This window comes from Rhizobium terricola, from assembly GCF_012927355.1.
Classification (GTDB): Bacteria; Pseudomonadota; Alphaproteobacteria; order Rhizobiales; family Rhizobiaceae; genus Allorhizobium; species Allorhizobium terricola.
On the sequence record NZ_JABBGK010000002.1, the window covers coordinates 166,869 to 188,854 of the forward strand.

Annotated in this window: 17 protein-coding genes and 1 riboswitch; of the genes, 8 read left to right on the forward strand and 9 right to left on the reverse strand. The window is 63.4% G+C overall.

Features of this window, described 5'->3' with window-relative positions:
• Positions 1 to 184: 184 nt before the first annotated feature.
• Positions 185 to 1,183 carry a DUF4424 domain-containing protein gene (locus tag HHL25_RS10580; protein ID WP_169590103.1) on the reverse strand — a complete coding sequence of 333 codons (999 nt, stop codon included), beginning with the start codon at positions 1,181 to 1,183 and terminating at the stop codon, positions 185 to 187.
• Between the two features lie 228 nt (positions 1,184 to 1,411).
• Positions 1,412 to 3,331 (reverse strand): methyl-accepting chemotaxis protein, encoded by a 1,920-nt coding sequence (locus HHL25_RS10585; RefSeq protein ID WP_169590105.1) that lies wholly within the window; start codon positions 3,329 to 3,331, stop codon positions 1,412 to 1,414.
• A 275-nt stretch (positions 3,332 to 3,606) separates the two neighbouring features.
• On the opposite strand from HHL25_RS10585, the gene HHL25_RS10590 reads away from it, so the two are divergent.
• The 3 genes from HHL25_RS10590 (at position 3,607) to HHL25_RS10600 (ending at position 7,372) form a co-directional block, all read left to right on the forward strand.
• Entirely contained in the window at positions 3,607 to 4,371 is a 765-nt protein-coding gene (locus HHL25_RS10590; protein WP_169590108.1) for a TlyA family RNA methyltransferase, read from the forward strand.
• Positions 4,368 to 5,621, forward strand: a complete 1,254-nt coding sequence (locus tag HHL25_RS10595) for a class I SAM-dependent RNA methyltransferase (protein WP_169590110.1) — start codon at positions 4,368 to 4,370, stop codon at positions 5,619 to 5,621. The genes HHL25_RS10590 and HHL25_RS10595 overlap by 4 nt, the downstream gene beginning before the upstream one ends.
• 170 nt (positions 5,622 to 5,791) lie before the next feature.
• Positions 5,792 to 7,372 (forward strand): peroxidase family protein, encoded by a 1,581-nt coding sequence (locus HHL25_RS10600; RefSeq protein ID WP_169590112.1) that lies wholly within the window; start codon positions 5,792 to 5,794, stop codon positions 7,370 to 7,372.
• Positions 7,373 to 7,381: 9 nt separating this feature from the next.
• Here HHL25_RS10600 and HHL25_RS10605 read toward each other — a convergent pair whose 3' ends face one another.
• The 3 genes from HHL25_RS10605 to HHL25_RS10615 form a co-directional block, all read right to left on the reverse strand.
• Positions 7,382 to 7,678 carry a hypothetical protein gene (locus HHL25_RS10605; protein WP_169590114.1) on the reverse strand — a complete coding sequence of 99 codons (297 nt, stop codon included), beginning with the start codon at positions 7,676 to 7,678 and terminating at the stop codon, positions 7,382 to 7,384.
• A 76-nt stretch (positions 7,679 to 7,754) separates the two neighbouring features.
• Positions 7,755 to 8,519, reverse strand: a complete 765-nt coding sequence (locus HHL25_RS10610; protein WP_169590116.1) for a crotonase/enoyl-CoA hydratase family protein — start codon at positions 8,517 to 8,519, stop codon at positions 7,755 to 7,757.
• Between the two features lie 259 nt (positions 8,520 to 8,778).
• Positions 8,779 to 10,557, reverse strand: coding sequence for an acyl-CoA dehydrogenase (locus HHL25_RS10615; RefSeq protein WP_169590119.1), 1,779 nt, complete (start codon positions 10,555 to 10,557; stop codon positions 8,779 to 8,781).
• 285 nt (positions 10,558 to 10,842) lie between these two features.
• On the opposite strand from HHL25_RS10615, the gene HHL25_RS10620 reads away from it, so the two are divergent.
• The 4 genes from HHL25_RS10620 to HHL25_RS10635 all read left to right on the forward strand — a co-directional run bounded on the left by HHL25_RS10620 (position 10,843) and on the right by HHL25_RS10635 (position 16,218).
• The gene (locus HHL25_RS10620) at positions 10,843 to 11,979 is read left to right on the forward strand and encodes a cache domain-containing protein (RefSeq protein WP_169590121.1); all 1,137 of its coding nucleotides are present in this window, start codon (positions 10,843 to 10,845) and stop codon (positions 11,977 to 11,979) included.
• On the forward strand, positions 11,976 to 13,052 hold the full coding sequence (locus HHL25_RS10625) for a neurotransmitter-gated ion-channel ligand-binding protein (protein ID WP_169590123.1): 1,077 nt from the start codon (positions 11,976 to 11,978) through the stop codon (positions 13,050 to 13,052). The genes HHL25_RS10620 and HHL25_RS10625 overlap by 4 nt, the downstream gene beginning before the upstream one ends.
• 99 nt (positions 13,053 to 13,151) lie before the next feature.
• Complete coding sequence (locus tag HHL25_RS10630; protein WP_169590126.1) at positions 13,152 to 15,074, forward strand: PhoX family protein; 1,923 nt, start codon at positions 13,152 to 13,154, stop codon at positions 15,072 to 15,074.
• Positions 15,075 to 15,222: 148 nt separating this feature from the next.
• Entirely contained in the window at positions 15,223 to 16,218 is a 996-nt protein-coding gene (locus HHL25_RS10635; protein WP_169590128.1) for a transporter, read from the forward strand.
• Positions 16,219 to 16,284: 66 nt separating this feature from the next.
• Here the strand turns inward: HHL25_RS10635 and HHL25_RS10640 are convergent, their stop codons facing one another.
• The 3 genes from HHL25_RS10640 to HHL25_RS10650 form a co-directional block, all read right to left on the reverse strand.
• The gene (locus tag HHL25_RS10640; RefSeq protein WP_169590131.1) at positions 16,285 to 16,707 is read right to left on the reverse strand and encodes a BA14K family protein; all 423 of its coding nucleotides are present in this window, start codon (positions 16,705 to 16,707) and stop codon (positions 16,285 to 16,287) included.
• Positions 16,708 to 17,117: 410 nt separating this feature from the next.
• Positions 17,118 to 18,203 (reverse strand): hybrid-cluster NAD(P)-dependent oxidoreductase, encoded by a 1,086-nt coding sequence (locus HHL25_RS10645; RefSeq protein WP_169590134.1) that lies wholly within the window; start codon positions 18,201 to 18,203, stop codon positions 17,118 to 17,120.
• A 1-nt stretch (position 18,204) separates the two neighbouring features.
• Positions 18,205 to 19,449: an aromatic ring-hydroxylating oxygenase subunit alpha gene (locus tag HHL25_RS10650; protein WP_169590136.1), complete on the reverse strand. Its 1,245-nt coding sequence runs from the start codon at positions 19,447 to 19,449 to the stop codon at positions 18,205 to 18,207.
• Between the two features lie 110 nt (positions 19,450 to 19,559).
• A riboswitch (cobalamin riboswitch) is annotated at positions 19,560 to 19,764 on the reverse strand.
• A gap of 307 nt (positions 19,765 to 20,071) precedes the next feature.
• On the opposite strand from HHL25_RS10650, the gene HHL25_RS10655 reads away from it, so the two are divergent.
• Positions 20,072 to 20,674: a DUF6656 family protein gene (locus HHL25_RS10655; protein WP_169590139.1), complete on the forward strand. Its 603-nt coding sequence runs from the start codon at positions 20,072 to 20,074 to the stop codon at positions 20,672 to 20,674.
• A 25-nt stretch (positions 20,675 to 20,699) separates the two neighbouring features.
• Here the strand turns inward: HHL25_RS10655 and HHL25_RS10660 are convergent, their stop codons facing one another.
• On the reverse strand, positions 20,700 to 21,770 hold the full coding sequence (locus tag HHL25_RS10660; protein ID WP_169590141.1) for a GGDEF domain-containing protein: 1,071 nt from the start codon (positions 21,768 to 21,770) through the stop codon (positions 20,700 to 20,702).
• Positions 21,771 to 21,986: the final 216 nt, after the last annotated feature.

The window sequence follows — 21,986 nt, forward strand, 5'->3', positions numbered from 1 at the left end:
TCGCGACCTTGCTCCGGGAGGAAGGGGCCGCGGATACGCTGCAACTGACGCATGATTGCGTTCTGCCGCAGCGTCTGACACTCATGTCACGCTCTCGGTCGCGGCAATGCGGCCAATCGTAACGATTGTAACCAAGACCCCTTATGTTTTGGTTATTCTACAGTGCTAAATTTCGCAATCCGGATCAGTTGGCGGGAGCAAGCAGCAGGATCTGCAGATCCTTGTCCGGAAAGAAGTCGGTGGCCGTCATCTCGAAGGTGGTCGGCCCGACCTTGCGCACGTTTTCGCCGCAGAAGCTGATGAAATTCCGCGTGTCACCCTTGTCGACCGTCAGCTTGAAATTGCCGATCGGCCCGGCCCAGTTGGCGCCGGTGGTCAGGATGTAGGAGAGCCACTTTTCGTAATAGTAGTTGCCGGTCTCGTAGTTCTGCTGCTTCTCGAGCTTCGCCGCCACCTTGTAGAAATCGTCGTCGATGCAGTATCGGTCACGATAGATATCAAGCTGCTCGTTCTCCGGCTCCTCGCTGACAAAGGTAATCGCGACGGTTCCGCCCACACTCGGCTTGTAGCTGTGATGGACTTTGACCTCCTTGCCTGCGGGGAAGGTGGTCCGCCACCAGTAGACGGTGTCGAGCGTCCAGACCGCGTCGTATTCCGGCGCGACCGGATTTTCGAGATCGTAGGCGCTGTTGAGGATCAAGCCGCGGGTTTCCCAATCCTTCTGGACCTCCGGCGGCAGCTTGGCGATTTCGTCGCGGGTCTTCTGGCTCAGCGGCAGGAGTGAAACCCCTTTGCTGCGAACCTCCTCCGTCATGTCGATATTGCCGACCTTGACGCGCTGCTGAAGCTGCGGCTCGATCGACTGGCCATCCTGCGAGACGGTGAAGCCCATGAAGTTGTCATGTTCGAAATCGTCGAGCGCGGCGTTGAAGTCCGGCGCGCCGCTGATTTCCGGCATCGGGAACGCGACCAGGGTCTCGAGATCAGCCTTGCCCTGGTTCTTGAAGACATAGTCCACACGAACCTCATCCTGCGAGATGAAGAGATCCTCGCTCAGCATCTCGACCTCGTCCTGACGGGTGTAGACCAGGCCGCCGGCCTCCAGCACCGCCGACGTGTCGTTCGCCATGGCGGCGCCTGCCAGCATCAGCCCGCCAAGGGCCGTCAGGATCCCAGTCTTCATCGTCATCGTCTCCGAGAGTCATCACCGCCAGAACGGCCTTGCCGCGCAGTTAGGCGGCATTCCGGAAACAAGTCAATCAGGTGCGGCGACCTCATCTGGGTGGTTTGCCAGTGCCTGTGTCGGGGGTCACAGAACCGCTCGTCCGGCATCAAGAGAAAGGGCTCTCCGGAAGCCGAAATCCGGAGAGCCCTCGCTTGTCAGCGGGTCAGGGAGAGGTCAGTCCCGCTGTCAGAATTCCGTCCACTCGTCGGCCTTGAGTGCGGTGTTGCCGTGGCTGACCGGCATGGACGGGCGGGCCCGGGAAGCCGGCGGAGGAGAAGTCCGACGGGCGGACTGGGTCGGCTGGGATGCCGCCGCGGCCATGGCACCGCTCAGGCGGAAGCCGGAGATCAGGTCGCTGAGACGCGCGCTTTCCATCGCCAGGCTGGCGCTTGCCGCGTTCGATTCCTCGACCATGGCGGCGTTCTGCTGGGTCACCTGGTCCATCTGGTTGACGGCCGTGTTGACCTCGCCCAGACCGTTCGACTGTTCGCGAGCCGAGGTCGCGATGGCGTTCATGTGTTCGTTGATCGAGAGGATGAGGTCTTCGATGCTCTTCAGCGACACGCCGGTCTCGCGCACCAGCTTCACACCGTTCTGCACTTCGCCGGCCGAGTTCTGGATGAGACCCTTGATCTCCTTGGCCGCCTGGGCGGACCGCTGGGCAAGCTCGCGCACTTCCTGGGCGACGACGGCAAAGCCCTTGCCGGCTTCACCTGCACGGGCGGCCTCGACGCCGGCATTGAGCGCCAGCAGGTTGGTCTGGAAGGCGATCTCGTCGATGACCGAGATGATGTTGGAGATCTGGTTCGACGAACCTTCGATCCTGCTCATTGCCTCGACCGCCTCGGCGACGACCTGGCCGGATTTCGTCGCGCTCGACTTGGCGCGGGTGGCAATCTCGCGGGCTTCCTCGGCGCGCTGGGTGGAATTGGAAACGTTGACGGTAATCTGGTCGAGCGCGGCGGCGGTCTCCTCGAGCGAGGCGGCCTGCTGTTCGGTGCGCTTGGAAAGATCCTCGGCGCCGGCCGAGATCTCCCGGGTGCCGCTGTCGATGGTGCGGGTCGCGCCGGCCACTGCGGCAAGCGTGCTGCCAAGCTGCGAGACTGCCGAATTGAAGTCGTCACGCAAGGCGACGAAATCCTCGGAGACGGCTTCGTTGATCTGGTAGGTCAGGTCACCACCGGCGAGCGCCTTCATGCCGACCGCGAGGGCGCTGGTGGCCTCGATCAGCTTGCGGCGAGCCTCTTCCTCGGCCCGGCGCTGCAGGATCACGCGCTGCTCTTCGCCGGCGCGGCGCTGTTCCTCGGCCTCGCGCGTCATGCGAATGTTGTCGAGCGCCGCCTCGCGGAAGATCTGCACCGCAGCGGCCATGGCGCCGATTTCGTCGGCACGGCCGGCAAAGGGGATGGCGGAGTCCGTGTCGCCGCCGGCGAGTTTCCTCATCGAGCCGGTGATCTGCTGGATCGGATTGGCGATGCCCATGAAGGCGAAGCCCGTGGCGACGGCAACGATCAGCAACAGCACGGCAATGGCGACATAGGTCTGGAAGGCCGCGAGGTGGTAGGCCTCGGTGGCATTTTCGACAGAACGCTTCGATCCCTCTATGTTGATGTCGACCAGTTCGTGTACCTGAGCCAGCACCGGCTTCATCAGCTCGCGCATCTCGTTCAGGACTACCGTCGCTTCCTCGTTCTTGTTGGCGCGTGAGAGCGCGAGCATGTCCTCGCCCCGCTTTTCGTAAGCCTGGACACCATCGACGATCGTTTTCAGGAGTTCGGCTTCGCGCGGAGAGGAAATCAACGGCTCGTATCGTTTGGCCGCCTCGATGACCTTGCCCTGCTGCTCGGTGATGGCCTTGTCCGCCGCCCCGATGGCCTCGGGCGTCAGCGACGTTACGTGGTTGAGATAGGCGATGCGCAATGTAAAGATTTCGGCTTCGATTTCTTTGACGGTCTTGACGCTCGGCAGCCAGTTCTGGCCGACCTGATTTGCCGCCTCATCCATGAGAGCCATCGAACGGAGGGTCAGCCAGGAATAGGCGCTTGTCAAAATGGCAATTGTCGCGAAGATCACGACGAGGGAAGTTTTGATGCTGGGGCGCTTCATACGGAAAAGTCCTCAATGGCCGTCACGATGCGGCGGAAATCGTCAATCCACGCCGCGCCGTCATGACAGGGGTATGGGCAGTTATCGGCCGTGTTCATCGCGGCCGCGCAATTCATTCGTCAATGCATATATTAGGCATCGTCTATTAATGATTTTCTAAATTATATTCTAGCAATGCATCGGCGAGCCATATTTTTGGTCGTTCGACGAAGCGCTACAGCCTTCTCCGACAAAAGCGCTTGCCAATGGGGCGGTAGCCAGCCATTGACACAGTCATGTCTCAGCATCCCGAACCCCAGCGCCTCGACCAGCTTCTGGTCGCCCTCGACCTTTTCGCCAGCCGCTCGCGCGCGCGCGACGCAATCCAGCGCGGCACCGTCAAGGTGGACGGCAAGGTCGTCACCAAGCCGAGCCTGGTCTTTTCCGCCGACCATGAATTTGCGATCGACGACCCGGCCCAGGACTATGTCTCGCGTGCCGCGCTCAAGCTCGTTGCAGGCCTCGACCATTTCGGTCTCGATCCCGCCGGCTGCGACTGTCTCGACGTCGGCGCCTCGACCGGCGGCTTCACCGAGGTGCTCCTCAAGCGCGGTGCCGGCCATGTGACCTCGATCGATGTCGGCCACGGCCAGTTCCATCCGCGGCTCGCCGCCGATCCGCGCGTGACCAATATCGAGGGGCTGAACGCCCGCTATCTCGAGCCGGAGGACATCGACAGCCGGCCGATCGACTTCATCGTCTCCGACGTCTCCTTCATATCGCTGAAGCTGGCGCTCGCCCCTGCCCTCGAGATTGCCGAACCCGGGTGCCGCTGCCTGCTGCTGGTCAAGCCGCAGTTCGAAGCCGGGCGCGAGGCGATCAGCAAGGCCGGACTGCTCAAGGAGCCAGAAACCGCACCGGCGGTGGCGGCCGAACTCGAACGCTGGCTAACCGAAGACATGGGCTGGAAGAGCCTCGGCCTCATCCCCTCGCCGATTGCCGGCGGCGACGGCAACGAGGAGTTTCTGCTGGCCGGCGAAAAAACCGAGGATGAGGCATGAGCACGGAAACCGTCACGATCGACAGCCTCGGCGCCCAGGGCGACGGGATCTTCCACGCCTCGAACGGACCGGTCTACGTGCCCTTCTCGCTGCCGGGAGAAACACTCGGCATCGCGCGGGTGAAGAACCACGGCACCATCATCTCCTATGGCGAAACCTCGCCGGACCGCGTTGCGCCGGCCTGTCGGCACTTCGGCCCGGACGGCCAGGGCGGCAGCTGCGGCGGCTGTTCGCTGCAGCACATGGCCAAGCCCGCCTACAACGCCTTCAAGCGCTCGCTGGTCGTCGCCGCCCTGAAGTCGAAGGGTATCGACGTTGCGGTCGGTGAACTGATCGAGGCCCAGCCCGGCGAACGGCGGCGGGTGGTCTTTGCCGCGCGCCGCACCGAGAAGGAACTGCTGATCGGCTTCAACCAGGCCGAAAGCCACCACATCGTGGCGATCGAGGAATGTCCGATCGCCTCGCCCGGCATCCTGTCGCGGCTCGATGCGCTGAAGAGGATCGGTACGGCGATCGCCGCCAATGCCGATCCCTTCCGCATGACGGTAATCGAAACGCCGACCGGTCTCGATATCGCGGTCGACGGACTGAAGAAGCTCGACGACCGGGAGCGCCGCGGCGTGACCGAAGTGGTGCTTTCGATGCGCGGCATCGCCCGCGTCTCGTTCAATGGCGAAATCGTCATCGAACCGCAGAAACCGCAACTCGATTTCGGTGGCGTTCCGGTCGTGCCGCCGCCCGGCACATTCACTCAGGCGACGGTCACCGCCGAAGAAGCGATGGCAAGGCTCACGCTCGAGCATGTCGGCAAGGTCAAGCGGTCCGCCGACCTCTTCGCCGGCATCGGCACCTTCGCGCTGCGTCTGGCGCGCGTCGGGCAGGTTCATGCGGTCGAGAGCGACGACAAGGCCGTTCGGGCGCTCGACCACGCGGCCCGCAACACGCAGGGCCTGAAGCCGGTATCCGTCGAGAAGCGCGATCTCTTCCGCCGGCCGTTGATGGTCTCGGAGCTCAAGGTTTTCGACGCGGTGGTCTTCGACCCGCCGCGCGCCGGGGCAGAAGCACAATGCAAGGAACTGGCGCGTTCGACCGTGAAGAAGGTCGTTGCAGTCAGCTGCAATCCGCTGTCGCTCGCCCGCGATCTTTCGATTCTGACGGCAGGAGGCTATCGCGTCACCTCGGTGACGCCGATCGACCAGTTCCTCTGGACGCCGCATGTCGAGGTGGTCGCGACGCTGGTCAAGGGCTGAGCGGACGAAGCCATGGGCCTCGGAGAGGACTTCGGGCGCCACTTCCTAAGAGTTAGTTAAAATGCAACCCAAGATTAATAATAGTTAACGTTGCACGTATCGCGTTCCTGTGTCATCGTATTAGCTCCAGTGCATATTTGCCAACCGCAATGGTTGAATGGAGGGTTCCCATGTCGGAAGTTGCGATGCACGGACACGGCGTCCGTGGGATGAACCGTGCCGCGTTGCAGGCTCTTGCCGGCAATGCCGATCCTGGAAAGTTCGGCCGAATCTTTCCAACGCTGACAGCGCTGGAGGCCGATGAAGACGACCTCTTCGAACTCGCCACCGCGATGAAGGACGCGGTGGGACCGGACGGAAAGACCGATCCCGCCGGCGACAACCCCAATGTTCCAGCCGGATTTACCTATCTCGGCCAGTTCGTCGACCATGACATCACGCTCGACACGACCCCGCTCGAGCAACAGGAGGCCGATCCGCTGGCGACCAGCAATTTCCGCACGCCGGCGCTCGATCTCGATTCGCTCTACGGCGACGGACCGGGGATCCACCCCTATCTCTACGACCGTGATCCGGCGACCCACCGGGTGATCGAGAAATTCCTGATCGGCAAGGCCTCGGCGTCGAAGGACAAGGCCGGAAATCCGATTGCAGCCTTTCCCAACGACCTGCCGCGAAACCAAGTCGGCCATGCGTTGATCTTCGACGAGCGAAATGACGAAAACCTGCTTATCGCGCAGTTCCACCTGCTGATGCTGAAGTTCCACAACAAGGTGGTCACGGGGCTCGAAGCGACCCAGCCGGGGCTGAAGGGCATGGCTCTCTTTCACGAGGCCCGGCGCATCGTCACCTGGCACTACCAGTGGATCGTGCTCTTCGATTTCGTCGAGCGGCTGACGGAGCCCGGGCTGGTCCGGCGCATCAAGCACGAGGGCCGGCGCTTCTACCGCTTCCGCAGCCGCCCGTTCATGCCGGCGGAATTTGCCGCCGCCGCCTACCGGCTCGGCCATTCGATGGTCCGCCAGAGCTACAGCCACAACCGGGTGTTCAATCCCGGCCCGGCCGCCATCGTCGACGGCACGCTGAAACTTCTGTTCAACTTCACCGGCAAGTCCGGCCAGATCGTCGGCGAACTGGTCGACAGGGGCGCGGTCAATACCGGTGGCGGCCCCGGCCCCTTGCCCGACCTGCCGTCCAACTGGATCATCGACTGGCGACGGTTCTTCGATCTCGAGACACCGCCGGAGCCCAACTTCACCCTCAACCACGCCCGGCGGCTCGATCCGTTCATCGTTCCCGAGCTGCATACGCTGCCGGGGCTCAGGCCGGAAACAGACAAGACCGCGGCGCGCGATTTCGTCCTGCCCTTCCGCAACCTCAAGCGCGGTGTGCAGATCGGTCTGCCGTCAGGCCAGGACGTCTGTCGGGCCATGGGAATTGTGCCGATGAAGCCGGCGGAGATCGCCACGGGGCCGGACGGCACGGTCGGCGCCAAGCACGGCTTCCACAAGAAGACACCGCTCTGGTACTACGTGCTGAAAGAGGCCGAGCACCATCACAATGGGCTCAGGCTCGGCCCGATGGGATCGACGATCGTGGCCGAGACCTTTCTCGGCCTCGTCCACGGCGATCACGACTCGTTTCTCTGGCAGCAGGCGAACTGGAAGCCCCATCTGCCGAGCGCGACGCCGGGCCATTTCACCATGGCCGACCTCATCCGCTTCGTCGGGGACATCAACCCGATCGGCTGAGAAAGGGGTTCAGCGCGCGTAAAGGGTGCCGTTGCCGACCATGCCGGAGCAGCGGCAGCGGCCACCCACGCGACCGGGCTTGGACGGGCAGGAATAGAGCCCCTTCACTTCGGCGCTTTCCGGCGGCTGGATCAGGCAGAAGAAACGCTGCGGCCTGACGCCGGGGACATATTTGCGCGTCGCCTGGCTTTCGACGGTGGTGTCGTCGCTCTGGGCGAAAGCTTCCATTCCGGCAAGCAGTGGCTCGCCCGCCACGGACATGAGCCCGACGAACAACAAAGCAAGGCCATTCATCCGTTTGCGCATCCGATCCTCCTTGTTGGCGAAATCGCCCGATATGAACCGAAGAAGGATTAAAGAAGCACGAAGGGGCGAGACTATGTCAGCCGCGGCCCTTCATCATGAAGGCCTCGAAAGCGGTGCGGGCTTCGGCGCTCTTAAGCCGCTCGACGAAGTGTTTCAGTTCCTCGTCCATGCGGGCCAGCAGTTCGCCGCGGTCACCGCGGATCAGGTCACGGGCGATGCGCATGGCTTCCGGCGGCTTGGCGGCGAGCGAAGCGGCGAGCTTCAGCGTCTCGGCCTCGACATCGGTAGGCGCTACGACCTTCCAGACCAGACCGGCCTCGCGGGCCTGTTCGGCGGAGAACCCCTCGCTGGCGGCGAGCATGGCAAAGGCGCGCTGGTGGCCCATCATCTTCGGGGCAAGCAGGCTGGAGCCGGCTTCGGGGACCAGGGCCAGATCGACGAAGGGCGTCTTGAACAGGCTACGATCGGAGGCGATCGTCATGTCGCAATGCATCTGGATCGTCGTGCCGATACCGATTGCCAGACCATCGACGCCCGAGACGACGGGCTTGGACACGCTCCAGAGCGCCTTGAGGAAACCGAAGGCAGCCGGTTCGCCGACCGCACCGGCCATGGCGAAGGCGAGGAAGTCGGCCATGTCATTGCCGGCGGAGAAGCAGCCCTCGGTGCCGAGGAAGGCGACGGTCCGGATTGCCGGATCGTCCTCTGCTTCCAGAAGACCGGCGCTCATCGCGGCATACATTGCCTGGGTGATGGCGTTCTTCTTTTCCGGACGGTTGAAGCGGATCACCAGCACGCCGGGATAGGCTTGCGGCCGTTCGATCAGGATGTGGTCGGTCATCTGGTGTGCTCCTCGCGATTGTTCGATGTATCGGGGTCCGGACACCCCCCTCTGTCCTGCCGGACATCTCCCCCTCAAGGGGGGAGATCGGATGTGACACGCTCATTGCCCCGCACTGACGATGACAATTGTGGCGCTAGAGAGCTCAGCCTTCGGCGTTGCTATTGGAAATGAGGCCTAAGCTCCTTGCCGATCTCCCCCCATGAGGGGGAGATCGGCAAGGCAGAGGGGAGTGTGACAAGGCGCAAGCCCCCTCACCTCAACCCAACAGCGCCCGCGCCGCCGTCAGGCTCGCTTCACCGTTGACGACGCGGTCCTTCAGGGCAGCGGTTTCGGCGACCATGTTCTCGGCGGCGAAACGGCAGAGCGCGATGCGGTGGTCACGGCCGAGGTCGTCGTCGGCGAGCGCGCCCTTGGCGAGATAGGTGCCGGTGAGTGCCAGACCGAACAGGCGCTGGTAGGCGGTCGCACCCGCGAGTGCGGCGGCCGCATTCCCCTCGGCGAGGCGGGCCAGCAGCCATTCCGTGGTGTCCTCAAGGTCGGCGAGGCTCGCATCGAGGCGGTCGGCGGTGGTGCCGAAGCCTTCGAGGTTGGAGCCACGCACCGCCTTGGCGATCTCCTTCAACTCGGCGATGAAGCCGCGCACCTGAGCGCCCTCCGACAGCGGCAGCTTGCGAGTGACGAGGTCGGCGGCCTGGATACCGTTGGTGCCTTCATAGATCGGCGCAATGCGCGCATCGCGGAGGTAACGGGCGGCACCCGTCTCCTCGATGAAGCCCATGCCGCCATGGACCTGGATGCCCATCGATGCGACATCGACGCCGGCGTCGGTGGCAAAGGACTTGGCAATCGGGGTCAAAAGCGCGCCGCGTTCGGCCCAGTTCTTAGCCTCCGCACCTTCCGTGTGATGCGACATGTCGATGGCATGGGCGCAGGAATAGCAGATGGCACGGGCGCCTTGCGTCAGGGCCTTCATGGTGACCAGCGTGCGGGCGACGTCCGGGTGCTCGATGATCGGGCTCATGCCGGAGCCGGTCCAGCCCGGGGCCTTGCCCTGGGTGCGCTCCTTCGCATAGGCGACCGCCTTCTGGGTGGCGGCTTCGCAGATTGCCACGCCCTGCATGCCGACGGCGAGGCGCGCGTTGTTCATCATGGTGAACATGCAGGCGAGGCCCTTGTTCTCCTCGCCGATCAGGTAGCCGATGGCGCCGGGCTCCGAGCCGAACTTGCCGTCGCCGTAGATCATGGTGCAGGTCGGCGAGCCGTGAATGCCGAGCTTGTGCTCGAGCGAATGGCAATGCAGGTCGTTGCGCGCGCCGATCGAGCCGTCGTCGTTCAGCAGGAACTTCGGCACGAGGAAGAGCGAGATGCCGCGCGTGCCGGCCGGTGCGTCGGGCAGACGGGCGAGAACCAGGTGGACGATATTCTCGGTGATCTCATGCTCGCCCCATGTGATAAAGATCTTCTGACCGAAGATGCGGTAGCTGCCGTCGTCGCGACGCTCGGCGCGGGACTTCATGACGCCGAGGTCAGAGCCGGCATGCGGCTCGGTCAGGTTCATCGAGGCGGTCCACTCGCCGGACACCATCTTGTGGAGGAATTTTTCCTTGAGCTCGGCGCTGCCGTGGGTGGCCAGGGCTTCCGAGGCGCCCATGGTGAGCGTCGGGCCGAGGGCGAAGGCCATCGAGCCGGAGTTCCACATTTCGAGCGCCGCGACGTTCAGCATGTGCGGCAGCCCCTGCCCGCCAAAGGCCTCGGGCGCGACCAGCGCGTTCCAGCCGCCTTCGGCCCAGTGGCGGTAAAGCTCGGCCCAGCCGTCCGGCACCAGAACCTTGCCGTCGACCATGCGGGCGCCCTGCTTGTCACCGATCTCGGCGAGCGGGGCTACCTCGTCGGAGGCAAAACGGCCGGCTTCGTGAAGGATGGCGTCGACGAGATCGTCGCTGAGGTCTCCGAGCCGCCCGTTTTCCAGCGCATCGGCCATGCCGGCCACATGCTTGAGGGTGAACGCGATTTCCTCTACCGGCGCCTTGTACATGGCTTGTCCTCCTCGTGACGTCTGGCACTTTCGCGCGGCGCCGGTCCTCCGGGCGAGGCGCGAAAACGTGTCGTTTTGGCTAATTGATTTTTACGTAAACGTCAAATCGTTTCGCATGGCGCCGCGGTGCGACGGCAAATCCGACGCTAGCCGATCCGCAGGACAGCGAACAGTCCCCGACGGGGCGGATTGGCCCAAAGTTGGACGATGCGCCGACCTTGCGATTGGCCTAGCTAGAGCTCTCAGCGGAGCTGATGCAGAACGGAACCTCCAGAACGGAACCCCATGACTCTCGACCGATCGCTTTCTCTCGTCATCGCGATTTTCTTCGGCCTGATCCTTGCCGCCGGCGGCTTCGTCGTCGTCAGCGGCGGCCAGAAGCAGCTCGCCACCAGCAAGATGGGGGAAATGCAGGCGACCGCCCTGCTGCTCACCTCCTCGATGGCCCAGGCCGCGAGCCTGTCGGCGACCCATGCCGACCGCATCGCCCACGATCCGCAGGTGATCGCCCTGATGAAGGCCGGCGACCGCGATGCGCTGGCGACGCTGCTGCGTCCCACCTATGACGCGCTAGCAAGCGAGGCCGGCGTCAACATGCTGCATTTCCACACGGTCGACATCAAGAGCTTCCTGCGCGTGCAGGATCCGAAGAATTTCGGCCAGGACCTTTCGTCCATTCGTCCGATGATCCTCGCCACCAACCGCAGCCGGATCCTGCAGAAGGGCCTCGAAGTGGGATTGGCGGGCCTCAGTCTCAGGGCCGTGGCACCGATCCTCGACGGCGACACGCTGGTCGGGACGATCGAGGTCGGCGTGGACCTCAAGTCCCTGCTCGAACTGGCGAAGTCCGCCTCCGGTGCCGACTATGCGCTGTTTCTCAGCCCGGCGATGACCGGGATCACCCCGAAGAACGGCGCGGCTGCCGACGCGGACATGTCGGCGCTGGCGATCGAGGCCGCGACCGATACGGCCCTCTTCCAGTCGCTCTACGACCGCCGCGAGATCGGCCTGTCGCGCGAGCCCGTGCAGGGCATGGCCAAGCTCGACGACCGGCGCTACGGCACCTTCGCCCAGCCGCTTCTCGACTATAGCGGTCGGATGATCGGCACGATCCTGATCGTGCGCGATTTCTCCAGCCTCGACAGCGGCTTCCTCAGGGCCGTGTCGACCGCGACGATCGTCACGCTGGTCGGCATGATCCTCGCCTTCTCCGTGGTGATGGTCTGCGTGCGCGCCATGGTAATCCGTCCCCTCGCCGAACTCGCCACCTATGCCGAGGTGCAGGCGACCGGTTCGACCTGCGAGGAAACCCCGCACAATGACGGGCTTGCCGACTACAAGCGGCTGCGGCGGGCGATCCGGGAGTTGGTGTCGCAGGCGGAACGGGCCGAGCGCGCCGATGCCGATGGGGATGCCGCGTGACCGGTCTCCCGATGCGGCGGTTCATTTTCGCCTTTCTCTCGTTGCTGCTCCTCGCGGTCAATGCCGGCTCCGCCGGTGCGCAAGCCGCGCCGAAGCCACTGCCGAAGGGCGTTCACCTGCCGATGCAGGTGCATTTCTCGATGCGCGTTCTCGGGCTTTCCCGCCTGAGCGAAACGGCCGGCGAAGCTTCGATGATGATCGAGATCACCGAGCGCTGGCGCGATCCGAGCCAGGCCTTCGACCCGAAGGTCACCGGGTTCGGCCGCTTCGACCATGTGGGCGCCGATGCCGAGGCGAGACTTGCCGAAATCTGGACGCCCGGCACGGAGATCGAGAACCAGATCAGCGAACCGCGCACGTCCTCGGTGGCGCTTTCGATGCGTGCCGACGGCACCGTCACGCGTATCCGCCGGCTCGACGCCGACTTCCGCGTCGAGATCGGCATGGACACCTTCCCGTTCGACAAGCAGACGTTGACGCTGTCGATGGTGACGCCGCGCCATTCGGCCGATGAAGTGATCTTCGTGATGAACGACATCGACCGCGAGCTTTCGGCGGTGGCCGAGGATCTGTCGGTCAACAACTGGCAGCCGCATTCGCTGCAGTTCGTCATGGAGCGGTTCCACGGCTGGAACGCCAAACCCTTCGTGCGGATCAAGGCCTCAACGGTCGTGGAGCGCGACTGGCAGTATTACCTGCTGCCGATCTTCGTTCCCTTCGTCGCGATCCTGTCCGTTTCGCTGTTCATCCTGTGGGCGCCGGAAAAACTGCTCGGCGACAAGGCACCGATGACCTATTCGGCGCTGCTGGCCCTTGCGGCGCTCAGCTTCACCTATGAATCGAGCTTTCCCGGGTCGATCTCGATGAACTCGCCCGTGGCCTTCATGGTGTCGCTCGGCTATTTCTACCTCGTCTTCGTGCTGCTGCTGAACCTGATCCTCGTCTATGCGGATTTCCCCGGCCGGAGACGGTTCGCGCATATCGAGGACATCATGCGCGACAATATCCGCTACAGCGTGCCGACGATCTTCGTGCTGGTGTGCGTGTGCTCGATCTGCCGCTCACTGCTCTGACGGTTGTCGTGCTCAAAAACGGTACCTGTCATCGGACTGTAATGCTGCCCCGCTAACCGCAGGTTGGACATTCCAACCTGTCAACTTCGGGAGCAATCCATGAGCGACATCGACACCAGCCACCTGTCCTGGGACGAGTGGGACGAACTGCAGAACCCGCCGCCGGCCGAAACCGACTTCGATCGCGTGGTCGAGAGCGCCCTTTCCCGCCGCGGCTTCCTTGGCGGAATCCTGGCCATGGGCTCGGCTGCTGCCGCCATGGGCACCCTCGGCACCGCCGCCAACCTGATGTCGTCGACCTCGGCCGAGGCACAGGAAGCCGCCGCCTCGCGCTTCGCCTTCAAGCCGATCCCGATCGCCACCGACAACACCGTGCACGTACCGGAGGGCTATGTCTGGAAGCCGCTCGCCAAGTGGGGCCAGCCGCTGTTCTCCAACGTTCCCGACATCGATCCGGCCAAGGGCGTTGCGGTCGAGAATTCCGACAAGGTCTTCGGTGAAAACACCGACGGCATGGAACTGTTCGTGTTCGGCGACCACCAGGTCATCGCGGTCAACCACGAATACGTGAACCCCGAGATCAACCTGCCGCACACCGAAAAGGGCGTGCCGGCAAGCGCCGACGACGTGAAGATCCTGCAAAACATGCAGGGCGTGACCGTCATGGAAGTGGCCGAGGGCGAAAACGGCTGGGAGATCGTCGTCGACAGCCCGTTCAACCGCCGCATCCACCACAACACACCGATGAAGCTGTCCGGCCCGGCCGCAGGATCCGACCTGATCAAGACCGCTGCCGACCCGAACGGCACCGACTGTCTCGGGACCTTCAACAACTGCGGCGCCGGCAAGACGCCGTGGGGCACCTATCTCACCTGCGAAGAGAACTTCAACGGCTATTTCGGCACCATCGACGCCGCCTTCGCGCTGCCCGACGACTACAAGCGCTACGGCATCGTCGCCGAGACGCGTTATGCCTACGAGAAATTCGACGAGCGCTTCGACGTGGCAAAACACCCGAACGAACCGCGCCGCGCCGGCTATGTCGTCGAGATCGATCCGTCGGACGCCGCCTCGACACCGGTCAAGCGCACCGCGCTCGGCCGCATCAAGCATGAGAACGCCGCAGTCGCCGTCGCGCGCGACGGTCGCGTGGTGGTCTACATGGGCGACGATGAACGGGGCGAATTCCTCTACAAGTTCGTCTCGAACGGCATCTACGTCCCCGGCGGCGACACCTCGACGCTGCTCGACGAAGGCACGCTCTTTGTTGCCAAGTTCGCCGAGGACGGCACCGGTGAATGGGTTGCCCTGACGCCAGAGTCGACCGGAATGAAGATGGACGAGATCTGCGTCTTCACCCGCATGGCTGCCTCCAAGGTCGGCGCCACCACCATGGACCGTCCGGAATGGGTAGCGATCAACCCGGTCGCCATCGAAGCCTATTGCGCGCTGACCAACAACTCGAACCGCGCCGTCACCAAGGACGGCAAGATGAAGTCGAACGCCGGCGGCGACGTCATGGCGCTCAACGCGGCCAATCCGCGCGAGAAGAACGAGTACGGCCAGATCGTCCGCTGGTACCCGGAAAACGACGACCACGCCGACGGCAAGTTCAAGTGGGACCTATTCCTGATGGCCGGCAATCCGGACGTCCACAAGGACGCCTATGCGGGTTCGTCGAACATCAATTCCGGCAACATGTTCACCTCGCCGGACGGCATGATGTTCGATTCGACCGGTCTCCTGTGGATCCAGACCGACGGCGAGGACAGCAACGAGGGCGAATTCCTCGGCCAGGGCAACAACCAGATGCTGGCGGGCGATCCGGCGACGGGCCGTGTCGAGCGCTTCATGACCGGTCCGAAGGGTTCGGAAATCACCGGCCAGACCTGGTCGGCCGACAGGCGCACGCATTTTGTCGGCGTCCAGCATCCCGACGCGCCGTTCCCGGACGGCGAAGGCAAGCTGCCGCGCTCGACGATCGTCGCGATCAAGCGCCAGGACAACGCGCTGGTCGGCTGAGGCACGACCGGAGCCCATGACAGACGAGGAGCGCGCCGGTTGCCGGCGCGCTTTTCGGATTCGAGGGGCCCGGCCGACGGTGGCCGCCTGAATGGCCTGGTCAGGGGCCGCAACGACAACCGCACACGCACGCGAAGGATGATCGCCGATGCTGAATGCCGCCCGCGCCCTGCCCGGTTTTGTCTGGGGCTATCGCATCGATCCGGCCGCCGGCCAGGCGATCCGTCTTCAGCCGGAAACCGAGCCGGCGACGCTCGACAACGGGCCGGGCTTCCTGTGGCTGCACCTCAATCTGGCCGACGCCCGCGTGGCGGCGCTGCTCGACGGCTTCGAAGGGCTGACGGAGCAGGCCCGGGCGGCACTCATCACCCACGACACCCATGCGGCGCTGACCGTCGACGAGCACATCGTCTACGGGACGCTGGTGGACTTTCAGCGGGAATTCGATGCCGAGACGCGCGACATCGGCTGGCTGCATTTCGCGCTCTGCGACCGCTTCATCATCACCACCCGACTGCAGCCGATCCGCTCGATCGACCGGGTGCGGGCGGCGGTCGAAAAGAATGCCGGCAAGTACGGCAGTCCGATGCATCTCTTCGAGACACTGGTTGCGGAGTTCCAGCGCGGCATCATCGCGGTGGTCATCGAACTCACCGAGGAGCTGAACGCGATCGAGGATGTCGTCTACGACAATGAGCTGCGCGACGAGCGCCGGCGGCTGGCGCCGGTGCGCCGGGTGGTGGTGCGGCTCTACCGGCACCTGCGCACCATGCTCGCCCTCCTGCGCCGGGCGGCGGCCAGCGACGAAGAAAATGCACCCTTCGCCTTCGATGAAGTCGCCCAACGGCTCACCGCACGGCTCGAGGCGGTCGACCATGACGTCCATGCACTCCAGGAGCGCGCCCGATTGCTGCATGAAGAAATCGACTCCAAGCTCTCCTCGGAGACCAACCGGCATCTCTACATCCTGTCGTTGATGACGGCCTTCCTGCTGCCGCCGTCGCTGGTGACCGGCTTCTTCGGGATGAACACCTCAAACCTGCCCTTCGCGGCGGAGACGGACGGAACGATCTACGCCATCGGCTTCATCCTTGTCTCGATCGCGGCTGCCTGGTTCCTGCTGCGTCGCGCGGGAATTCTCTGAGCGGATGCCCGAACGAAAAATGCCCGGCCGAAGCCGGGCATTGCTGCAATCGATCCTCAGAAGGGATCAATAGTAAGGCGAAAGGCATTCCTGGCGCGGACCGTAGTGCGGCTGGAAGGTGTTGGAATAGGCGTCATACGAGCGGTAACGCTGGGCGCACCAGCGGTAGTGCTTCGGATTGATGTTGCCGGCGCGCGGCGGCGGGGGAGCCGGCTGCGACATGATCGCGCCACCGATGATCGCGCCTGCCGCAAAGGCGGCGAGCGGGAACCAGTAGCCGTTGTGGTAACGATAGCCGGGGCGGCGTTCGTGATAGCCGCGATAGCCGCGGTAATAGCCCGGCGGGCCGCGGTGATCGACGGTCGTGACATCGGACTGGGTCTTGATGACCGGGGCCGTTACCGGCATCGCCTCGGCCGACACGAAGCTCGTCAGAACGACTGCCGAGGCCAGTGCGAAAGCGGCCAGACGCTTCATCGTGGTTGTCATGTCAGTTCTCCATTCCCTGCGTTTCGAATGACTGCGCTTTGCGCTTCGCAACCGTAAGGGATCCGTTTCCGGTCGCCTTTTCACTGTCACGTCGAAGCCTGTTTCGACAGTAGGTAAATCTTCCTGAACCGGACATTAACGATATCGAAGACCAGCCATGCGTCAAAAGCACGGCATCGGGCAAGCCGCTTCCTCGCATTGACAGACAGCATTTTTCGATGGCGCTAGACCGGTGCCGGACGACACGCGGGAAGAACGGGCAGGAAGGGAATTTGTTCCCTGCGCAGACCGGACGCGGTTTCGGTCAGCGAGAACCGAGCGTCAGCGCGTCCTTACCGTGGTGCGGATACAGGACGGCAATACCGATGCACGAGAACAGAACCGGCGGACATGCCGCCGGCCCGGACAAGTCAGGCCTCGATCTCGACGTCGCCGAGCGGACGCGAACAGCAGGCGAGAATGTAACCCTCGTCGATCTCCTCATCGAGGATGCCGCCGTTGTGGTTCATCTCGACCTCGCCCGACACCTTCATCACCTTGCAGGTGCCACAAAGGCCGGATTCGCAGGCCGCGCCGATGCGCACACCGGCGGCGCGTGCCGCCTGCAGCACGGTGTGGCCCGGCTCGCAGCTGCCTTCCTTGCCGCTCATCAAAAATACGACGCGGGTCGACGCCGCCTCGCCGCCGTGGTCGGCGACCACCACAGGCGGCACGGGCGCCACCGGCTGGAAGGCTTCCTCATGGTAATTGGCCATGTCGAAACCGGCACCGGCAAGCGATTCCCTGACCGTCGCCATGAACGGTTCCGGACCGCAGCAGAAGACGGTGCGCTCAAGGAAATCGGGGGCCAGAAGCGCGATCTTCGCCTTGTCGATACGGCCCTTCAGCCCCGACCAAAGCTGCCCGCGGGACAACTGCTCTACGATGAAGCCGAGTGTCAGATGGGGCATTTCGCGCGCCTTGGCCTCGAGTTCCCAGCGGAAGATGATGTCGTCGGGCGAGCGGGCGCAATGGACGAAGGCGATGTCCGAATCCGGCTGGCGGTCGGAGAGGTCGCGGGTCATCGACACCATTGGCGTGATGCCCGAGCCGGCGGAAACGAAGAGGTATTTCCGTCCCGGATGGCGGGCATAGGAGAAGTCGCCGAGCGCACCGATCGCCTTCAGCTGCATTCCCGGCTTCAGATGATCGAACATCCAGCGCGTGCCGATCGAGTCGGCCTGGGCCTTGACCGTCACGGCAACCGTATAGGGCCGCGACGGGCTGGAGGAGAGCGTGTAAGTGCGCATCACCGGCTCCGGTCCGACCGGCAGTTCGAGGGTCACGAACTGGCCGGGCAGATAGCGGAAGAAATGGCCAGGACGATCGGGCCGGAAAGTGAACGTCATCACGTCGGGGGCCTCCGGCGTGACGGCGACGCATTCGAGCCTGTGCTCCCGGTCGGACCAGGGGCGCATCTCATCCACATGACGGTAGCTGGGGAGCGCGATGTTCATGTCAGGCCACCGCGGACAGGCGAGCCTTGTCGCCCTGCAGACGGTTGATCATGAAGTTGGCGTACCATTCGACGAACTGCATGACGCCGCCTTCGTGCTCGGCCGAGTAGGGACCGGGCTCGTAGGCCGGGGAGCGGATTCCGAAGGCGTTTTCCTCGACGATGGCGCGGTCCTGGTCGTTGGTCATGTTCCAGACATGGGTAAGGTCATCGACGTTGTAGTCGACGCCTTCGACGGCATCCTTGTGCACCAGCCAGGTCGTCGTCACGGCGGTCTCCTCCGCCGAGATCGGCAGGACGCGGAAGGAGATCGCGTGGTCGATCAGCATGTGGTTCCAGGTGGTCGGATAGTGGAACAGCAGCATGGTGCCGATCTCGCGGGCGTTCACGTCATCCGACAGCAGGCGCTTCACCGCCGGCTTGCCGTCCATGGTGTAGCTCTCCGCGCCCTGGATCAGCGGCATGCGGGCGACACGGAACTGGCCGGACGGGTCCATGGTGAATTCGCTCGGCAGGCCGGCGGCCTCGCAGCGCGCCCAGTGCTCGGCGATGAACGGGTCGTCCTTGGCGCCCTGAACGCCGGTCGCGGTCGGGGCTTCGGGATAGGTACGGCAGAGTTCCGGATGGTTGCCGGCGCAGTGGTAGCATTCGCGGTTGTTTTCCCAGACGAGCTTCCAGTTGCCCTTCTCGATGATCGTGGTCTTTGCCGCGACCTTGGCCTCGGCGAGGCGATGGGGCTTAATGTAGGGCTCGATGGTGGCACGGACCGGCGCGAAATCCATCGGCTCTTCGGAGAGGCAGACGAAGATGTAGCCGGCGACGCTTTCGCAGGCGACCGGCTTCATGCCGTGCTTCGACTTGTCGAAGTCCTCGCCCATCTGGCGGGCGAAGACGAGCGAGCCGTCGAGGTCATAGGTCCACTGGTGATAGGGACAGACGAGCTTGGCGGAAGCGCCCTTCTCCTGGGTACAGACGCGGTGGCCACGATGGCGGCAGGTGTTGTGGAAGGCGCGGATGACGCCATCCTTGCCGCGCACGACGACGACCGGGTAGTCGCCGATCTGCACGGTGAAATAGTTGCCGGCCTTCGGGATCTCGCAGTCATGGCCGATGAAGAGCCAGTCGCGGTACCAGATGGTTTCCATGTCGAGCTTGAAGTAGTCCTGGTCGATGTAGAAAGGCTGCTCCAGGCTATAACCCTCGCGGCGGTTTTTCAGCTGGCGCAGTACCGTGCTCTGCAGGTCCATTGTGTCGTCCTCGTATCCGTTTTGCCCATGGCGGAAAGCGAGAACATGCAGGGCCGCGGCGTCGTTCGACACCGGACAAAGCCGTCTCGGGCCGCCCGCCGCGACCGTCAATCAGTTTCATTCTCCAGGCTGGTTTCCGGGCTCTGGAGACGTTCTCTGCGAACCGCGCGAGGCACCTTCCCAGGGCCTGAACCCCAGTGGTCTTTTGCCTTCACGCCTTCTCCACTACCGTTGCGGGGGCAGCGCCGGAATTTGACCGGCTTCCCGATTTTCCGCCCTCCCTAGCCGGGCGTCACCTCGAGTGTGGCTTCATCTAAGCATAGTCGCCGGACGCTTGATGCACTGCGAAACGACACAGCCACAAACATTTGCGACATTTCCAATCTTGATTGAAATCAATATTGAAAAACTAAATATCTATATTTTTCAACTATATAACTTTTTGACGCCCGGAAACTGCTGAAATTAGTGGCGCAAAATGACAAGCAATAGGCATTTGCACGGGACGCGCCCTGGCATCGCAAGCCTCGGGAAACCGAGAGCGATCAGGATGCGGCAAATTGTCGTTAACATCCTTGCCGTAGCATCAGCTAATTCACCTTAGGAATCAGAGCCCCGCTCCATGCAGAAGCTGAGATATTTCGCAGCCAACAAGCCCGACCCCAAGGCGGCCGTTTCGCCCAAGGCCGTGCACACGGAATTCCTGCGCACCGGCCGAATTTCGCGCCAGCGCGAGGACTGGCTGGCGGAAGAACGGCGCTACCTCACCTACGAGGAAGTCGCGGCCCGTACCGGACGCCGGCTGGAGGCCGCAGGCGAGACGACCCACAAACGGATCAACGGCTTTCACCGCTCGATCCAGTTCCCCAAGATGGTGTTCCACAAGACGCTCGATAACAGCCCGCATCTCGGCTACTGCCACGTGACGGCGGCGCGGACCAATTTCGCCAAATATGCCGACGTCAAATGGGCCTTCTACATCGCCAACTTCTTTGCCGAAGTGGGCGGCGAGCAGTTCTTCGAGCATATCCGGCCGAATTATGCGCGGATGTATTTCGCCGTGGCGATCCATCCGGACAAGGAAACGCGCTCGATGGCGATCGACCGCTCGATCCGCCAGAACGGGCTGCTGTTCCGCACCCATGACCCGAAGGAAGCGCTGAAGAACGTTCTGATGCTCGGCACCAGCAACGAGGACCTGCGCAAGATCATCGCCAAGCTCTGAACGCCCGGCCTCCCCTTCGGCCCCGTCAGAACCCGCCGACCGGCTGCTTCTTGTAGATCAGCCAGTCCTTCGGCACATAATCGTTGGCGCCGTAGATCGTCACGGTGTTGCCGCCGGCGGCCTTGGAGGCGGCTAGCGCCTTTTCGGTGAAATTGGTGAAGTCGAAGGCGTTCGGCGCCTGTTCGGAGAAGCAGATGCCGAAGGACATCGGGATCTGGCCGAGGGCGCGACCGTTGCCTGCATTGACGACCGTGGTCCTGAGCTTGGTGCGCACCAGATCGACGATGCGGTTCACCTCCTCCTGCTCGGAGGTGTAGAGCAGCATGCCGAAGCGTCCGCCGTCGAAGCGGCAGGCGAAGTCACCGTCGCCGGCGACGGCCTCCATGACCTTGGCGACCTGCTTGAGGAAGCGCTCGGCGGAGGTCGGCCCCATCTGCTCGGAAAGACGGGCGAAATCGTCGATCTCGCCGATCACCATGCCACAGAGTACCGGCATTTCCGGATTGACATAGATCTTGGCCAGCGCCTTGTTGAAGGCGCGGCGGCTGGCAAGGCCGGTGAGCGGGTCGACGAATTTCGCCGCTTCCGCGTCGTCGGCTTCGCGCTGCAGGTCGGCAAGCGTCGCGGTCTTGTCTACGACGGCGCGCACCACATTGCTGTTCTGGCTGGCGCGCTGTTCGGTCGCGACCTTGAGAGCGGTGATCGACTGGCCGAGCGCGGCCGGGTCGACGTCGCCCTCGGTCATGATGACCTTGGAGGCATGGCCGATCAGGCGACCATAGTCGGTGAGCGAGATCTTCTCCTGGTTGAGCAGGCTGATGAAGTTGCTCATCTCCGCACGCACCTGACCGTTCTGCCGGCTGAGCAGGCCGTCCTCGTGATGGTGCGGCAGGTATTTGCGGCCAAGCGCATCGAGCGCATCCTGGGTCTTGATCTTGCCGAGCGCGATGAAGTCGCGGACCAGCTCCGGATTGGAGCCGGCATAGGCCTCGTAGACGAGTTCGTAATTCCGGGGCAGCCCGTCTATGCCCATCTGGTGCATCGCCGTGGCGACGCGAAGCGCAATGCTGGAGGCAGGGTTCTTGACTTGCTGCATGGTTCGTTTCCCGGGAGAGAAGGCGAAAAGGCTCAGTTGTCGGGGACTATAGACGCAACATTTCTTTCTTTCGGTTACGTCGATGGATAAAGTTTTAGCCAATGCCTTCTCGATGATTTCGAGGGGTTTTCGAAGCTGTGGAAAACCTCGGGCAGACCGTGCCCAAAAGAGCGTTTGATCCCGCCGCCGCTCTCGCGCTATGGACGGGAAAGCGAA